At 60.0% G+C, this 5,630-nt stretch carries 7 protein-coding genes and 1 riboswitch; of the genes, 3 read left to right on the forward strand and 4 right to left on the reverse strand.

Annotated elements, in window-relative coordinates:
• The 4 genes from WCA53_RS00905 to ydfG form a co-directional block, all read right to left on the reverse strand.
• On the reverse strand, window positions 1–387 hold a 387-nt coding region (locus WCA53_RS00905; protein WP_423904340.1), incomplete at its 3' end, for an ExbD/TolR family protein.
• Window positions 388–397: 10 nt separating this feature from the next.
• Complete coding sequence (gene tolQ, locus WCA53_RS00910; RefSeq protein WP_423904344.1) at window positions 398–1,075, reverse strand: protein TolQ; 678 nt, start codon at window positions 1,073–1,075, stop codon at window positions 398–400.
• A 183-nt stretch (window positions 1,076–1,258) separates the two neighbouring features.
• Window positions 1,259–1,738 (reverse strand): tol-pal system-associated acyl-CoA thioesterase, encoded by a 480-nt coding sequence (gene ybgC, locus WCA53_RS00915; RefSeq protein ID WP_423904348.1) that lies wholly within the window; start codon window positions 1,736–1,738, stop codon window positions 1,259–1,261.
• Between the two features lie 131 nt (window positions 1,739–1,869).
• A complete protein-coding gene (ydfG, locus tag WCA53_RS00920) occupies window positions 1,870–2,616 on the reverse strand; it encodes a bifunctional NADP-dependent 3-hydroxy acid dehydrogenase/3-hydroxypropionate dehydrogenase YdfG (protein WP_423904351.1) in 747 nt (248 codons plus the stop codon).
• A gap of 346 nt (window positions 2,617–2,962) precedes the next feature.
• Window positions 2,963–3,064, forward strand: a riboswitch (ZMP/ZTP riboswitch).
• Between the two features lie 157 nt (window positions 3,065–3,221).
• Between ydfG and glyA the strand changes: the two genes are divergently transcribed.
• The 3 genes from glyA to WCA53_RS00935 all read left to right on the forward strand — a co-directional run.
• Window positions 3,222–4,469 (forward strand): serine hydroxymethyltransferase, encoded by a 1,248-nt coding sequence (gene glyA / locus WCA53_RS00925; RefSeq protein WP_423904354.1) that lies wholly within the window; start codon window positions 3,222–3,224, stop codon window positions 4,467–4,469.
• A 3-nt stretch (window positions 4,470–4,472) separates the two neighbouring features.
• Complete coding sequence (nrdR, locus tag WCA53_RS00930) at window positions 4,473–4,955, forward strand: transcriptional regulator NrdR (RefSeq protein WP_423904357.1); 483 nt, start codon at window positions 4,473–4,475, stop codon at window positions 4,953–4,955.
• A gap of 158 nt (window positions 4,956–5,113) precedes the next feature.
• On the forward strand, window positions 5,114–5,630 hold a 517-nt coding region (locus tag WCA53_RS00935; RefSeq protein ID WP_423904360.1), incomplete at its 3' end, for a GspH/FimT family pseudopilin.

Below are 5,630 nucleotides of genomic sequence, written 5' to 3' on the forward strand. Positions count from 1 at the left end.
CACATTCATGACGATTTCATAACGGACGGTTTTGTCCGCCGCGATCACGACGGGCTGATCGGGGTGCAATTCCTGCCGGTTCAGCACAAACGTGTTCAGGTCGGTTCGCGACATGCTTTCTTGCTGCGACGCGCCGGCATCGTCCTTATAGCGTACGGTCATGCTGCCGTCGGCTTTGATATTGACCACGACCGGCGGCGTCTGTTCTTGCGGCGCGGCGTTGCCAACCGTCGGCAGGTTGATGATCGACGGCGATACGAGCGGGGCGGTCACCATGAAGATGACAAGCAGCACGAGCATCACGTCGATATACGGCACGACGTTGATGTCGGACATGGCGCGCCTTGAACTGCCGCGCATGCTGGAACGCATTGGACCTCCGGCCATCGTGAACTCCTTAATGTGCCTGGCGTTGCAGAATGTTCGAGAACTCTTCGATGAACGTCTCGAAGCGAATGGCCAGACGGTCGATGTCGTGCGCGTAGCGGTTGTATGCGACCACGGCAGGAATTGCCGCGAACAGGCCGATTGCGGTTGCGACCAAGGCCTCGGCAATACCCGGCGCGACGTTCGCAAGCGTGGCCTGCTGGACGTTTGCCAAGCCGCGGAAGGAATTCATGATGCCCCAAACCGTACCGAACAAGCCAATGTAAGGACTGACCGAACCCACGGACGCGAGAAACGCGAGATTGACTTCGAGTACGTCCATTTCGCGCTGGAAGGCGGCGCGCATGGCACGACGCGAACCATCGAGGATCGCAGCCGGATCGCTCATGCGGCGCTCCTTGCCCTTCAGGAATTCACGCATCCCCGATTCGAAAATCCGTTCCAGCGCACCGATCGTGTGGCGATTGTTCGCCGCGCTTTGATACAGCGCCTGGAGATCACCGCCGGACCAGAAATCACGCTCGAAACGCTCGGTCTGGTTGCGGGCGCGGCGAATGGCAAACCATTTCCGAATGATGTATGTCCACGACAACAATGACAGCAGCAGCAACAGCGCCATGACGGCCTGCGCCAGCAGGCTCGCATGGATGACAAGGGAAATTATCGACAGATCTTGTGTAGTGTTCATAAATGTCCGCTATTACGTCCCAAAGGGGCGTCCGGCCGAAGAAACGCCGAATTGATGACGGCTTCCGCAGGTGTGTGCTTGGTACTGCTGCTGGGCCTGCACGGTTTCTCGCAGGCTCGACTTGTTTTCAGGGTGTTACCAGGCTGAAAGGTTCGCTACATGGGCTTTTTTGCACAGAATGATTCAAAACGGTGTCGAGGCCTGGATGGTTGACCGCGCATGCGTCCGCGGACCGCTGCGCAACGCGGAAAGCACCGATTCCGGGATTGCAACCGGACGAATGGCCGCAAGACTGACCGATGCTACCTTGATGTCGCCCGTTGCCAGCAAGACGCCGTCCCGCCACGCTTCCTGGTGGAAATCGACCGACGCGCGGCCCAGCCGCTGAATGCGACTGATCACGTGGATGACATCGTCGAGTCGCGCGGGTGCCGAATAATCGAGCGCCGTGCGCTTCACGACAAACAAGACGCCGTCCGAGTCGGCCAGCTTGCGCTGGTCAACGCCGCACGCGCGTAGCCATTCGGTGCGCGCCCGTTCGAAGAACTTCAGGTAGTTCGCGTAGAAGACGATGCCGCCGGCGTCGGTATCTTCGTAATAGACCCGGACCGGCCAATCGAAGGTCAATAGGCCCTTCGCCTGCTGAGGCTCGCTGGAAGACATGTTCATCCGCCCATTTTACCGGAAGCGGCAAATCGACTGCGAAAACCGGTTCCATCGGCTTCGGTCCGGGCATCTATCTCGAAATCTTCCGGCTTCAAAATCTGCTCGGACGCCGTTGCGCTGCTTCCTGTCTAACCGCGATGCACGGTCAGCGGGCCGAACGATTGCGCAACCGGCATCATCTCGATGGCGTTGATGTTGACGTGCGCCGGTCGTGTGGCGACCCAGTAGATCGTGTCGGCAATATCCTCGGCCGTGAGCGGCTGCACATCTTTGTAGACGTTGGCCGCCTTCGCGTCGTCGCCCTTGAAGCGGACGTTCGAGAATTCGGTTCCGCCGCACAGGCCCGGTTCGATGTCGGTGACGCGCAACGCCGTGCCCGTCAGGTCGGCCCGCAGGTTCAAGCTGAACTGGCGGACGAACGCCTTGGTCGCGCCGTAGACATTGCCGCCGGGGTACGGGTAGGTGGCGGCAATCGAGCTCAGGTTGAACACGTGTCCGCAGTTGCGCTCGACCATGCCGGGCAGCAGCGCATGCGTCACGGTGACGAGACCCTTGCAGTTGGTATCGATCATGTTGTTCCAGTCGTCGATACTCGCGCGCTGCGCCGGTTCGAGACCAAGCGCCAGGCCGGCATTGTTGACGAGCACGTCGATTTGCGAAAATGCTTCAGGCAGGGAAGCGATGACGGCCTTGATGGCTGCGTCGTCGCGAACGTCGAGTTCAACGGGCAGGAGTGCGTCGCCGAGTTCGTTCGACAAAGCGAGAAGCCGGTCCTTCCTGCGAGCGGTCGCGATCACGCGATGGCCCCCGTTTACAAACGTGCGGGCGATGGCGGCGCCGAAGCCGGCGGAAGCGCCAGTGACGAATACGATCATTTGCGGGTTCCGTTAGTGTTAGTCAGTGAGTCAGGTGAGTCACATGCAACCGGAGCGTCAGGTTGCTGAAAGGGATGATTGCGCGGCGCGGAGGTGCGTCCGGAAAGGCGATTAGCGTACTTCCATTGTTGCGAGGCGGCAAGTTTTCACGGTTTTGGTTCACTTTCATTTTTGTTTCATGCCCGTTTCTTTTCCTTCCAGTAACTATGAATCGTAGCGCCAAGCGCTGCGATTTCCCTTTTCATTCCTCAGTCAATTGCGGAGTACACAACTGCCTTTGCCGCGCACGTGCGGGCTCCCGGCCTCCGGTTGCCTATTCTCCAGCGTCCCATTAAACTAGGGCGCTTCAACCCTGCGTGACTGGCGAAACGGACTTTCGGGTCCTAAAGGTGGATCAACCCACCGGGAAGCGCAGGGTGCCGTTTTGCCGTTCGCCTGGGCAGCCGAGATCCGCACGCAGTCGTTGCGTCGCCGGTGGCTGTCCTTTCGCGTAACCGGAGCTTCACTCTTCCGCCTCGCTTGGGACCCATCCTGTTTCGCATCCGATTGGCGCCGCCACTGCGCACGCGCGACCCGGTCAACTGACACCATTCAACGGAAAACGTATGTTTGATAGAGCCCAAAGCACCATCGCCCAAGTCGATCCGGAATTGTTCGCGGTGATCGAGCAGGAAAACCGGCGCCAGGAAGATCACATCGAACTGATTGCGTCCGAAAACTACACGAGTCCGGCCGTCATGGCGGCGCAAGGCACGCAACTCACGAACAAGTACGCAGAAGGCTACCCGGGCAAGCGCTATTACGGCGGCTGCGAGTATGTCGACGTTGTCGAGCAACTGGCGATTGACCGCGTGAAGCAACTGTTCGGCGCCGAGGCGGCGAACGTGCAGCCGAATTCCGGCTCGCAAGCCAATCAAGGTGTGTTCTTCGCCATGCTGAAGCCGGGCGACACCATCATGGGCATGAGCCTCGCGGAAGGCGGTCACCTTACGCACGGTTCGCCGGTGAACATGTCGGGCAAGTGGTTCAACGTGGTGAGCTACGGCTTGAACGAAGCCGAAGACATTGACTACGACCGGACCGAAGAACTGGCTAAAGAGCACAAGCCTAAGCTGATCATTGCCGGCGCGTCGGCATTTGCATTGAAGATCGACTTTGAGCGGTTGTCGAAAATCGCCAAAAGCGTCGGCGCCTATTTCATGGTCGACATGGCGCATTACGCTGGCCTGGTCGCAGCGGGCATCTATCCGAATCCGGTGCCGTTCGCCGATTTCGTCACGACGACCACGCACAAGAGCCTGCGCGGCCCGCGCGGCGGTGTGATCCTGATGAAGGCCGAATATGAGAAGCAAATCAACTCGGCCATCTTTCCGGGCATCCAGGGCGGTCCGCTGATGCACGTCATCGCGGCTAAGGCCGTGGCGTTCAAGGAAGCGTTGTCGCCGGAATTCAAGGTCTATCAACAACAGGTTGCGGATAACGCACGCGTGCTGGCTGAAACGCTGGTGAAGCGCGGCTTGCGGATTGTGTCGGGCCGTACGGAAAGTCACGTCATGCTCGTCGACCTGCGTGCCAAGCACATTACCGGAAAGGCCGCGGAAGCTGCGCTGGGCAAGGCGCATATCACCGTCAACAAGAACGCGATTCCGAACGACCCGGAAAAGCCGTTCGTTACCAGCGGCGTGCGCCTCGGCTCGCCGGCCATGACCACGCGCGGTTTTGGCGTGGCGGAGGCCGAGCAGGTGGGTAACCTGATTGCCGACGTGCTCGACGCCCCGGAAGACGAAGCGAACCTCGAACGCGTGCGCACGAAGGTCTCCGTGCTGACGAAACAGTTCCCGGTCTACGGCTAAGCAATGCGCTGCCCCTTCTGCCGTCACGAAGACACGCAAGTCGCGGATTCGCGTGTCTCCGAAGACGGGGCGGCGATTCGTCGGCGTCGTCGTTGTCCCGCTTGCGACAAGCGGTTCACCACGTACGAACGCGTGGAACTCGCGTTGCCATCCGTGGTTAAAAAGGATGGCAGCCGCGCCGAATTCGTGCGCACGAAGCTGGTAGCAAGCATGCAACTGGCGCTGCGCAAGCGGCCGGTTGCAGCTGACGCCATTGATGCAGCCGTCGCGCGTATTGAATACCAACTGCTGGGGAGCGGCGAACGCGAGGTTCGCAGTGACCGGCTCGGCGAACTCGTGATGAACGAGTTGCGCCAGTTGGACACCATTGCTTACGTGCGTTTCGCGTCGGTCTACAAACGCTTTGAAGACGTGTCCGAATTCGAAGACGTGCTTGAAGAATTCCGGCGTACCACGCCGCGCAAAACCAGTCCTCGCAAACGCTAAGCGTTTCTGCATTTCCCTTCCCCCCGAAGCATTCCGCACGTGACTTGTTTCGACAGTATGTCGAGGCTTATGCACGTCCGATAGTCGTCCGATCGGCCAATGGCGGCCATCGAAAATTCCCTTTAGATTGAGCGCTGGCCGGTTCAAATCGATGAGGGATGCAGATGAATGCACGATGCTTTTCAGGCTTCACGCTGGTCGAGCTCGCAGTGGTGCTCGCGGTCATTGCGGTTCTCGCGACCTTTTCAACACCGTCGTTTGTGGCGTGGCACCAACGGGACCAAATCGACGCGCGAGCCCGCGCGATGATTGCGACGCTCGTGTTGGCGCGTTCGGAAGCGATCAGGCTTGGCGCGCGCGTGACGCTGTGCCGTATCAACGCCGCACGTGTGTGTCTCGCGATGGGGAAGCCTTGCGATGGCGGCATGACGGACTGGTCCTGCGGCTGGGGGCTGTTCGCCGATCGCGACGGCAGCCGCATCCTTTTGCGAATGCAACCGGCATTGGCGGCAATTGCAATTGGCGGCACGGGTAGCGAGTTGTCGTTCACTCCTCCATCGGGTCAGATAATCGGAGGCTTTCGCAGCTTCGACTTCGGCCCGCGCAACGGCACGCTGGCGTCGCTGGGTGGGCGCGCACGTCGTTGCATCCGGCTCGCCGCCGGTGGCCGAGCTC

It is taken from the genome of Caballeronia sp. (assembly GCF_049581465.1).
In the GTDB taxonomy this organism is placed as follows: Bacteria; Pseudomonadota; Gammaproteobacteria; order Burkholderiales; family Burkholderiaceae; genus Caballeronia.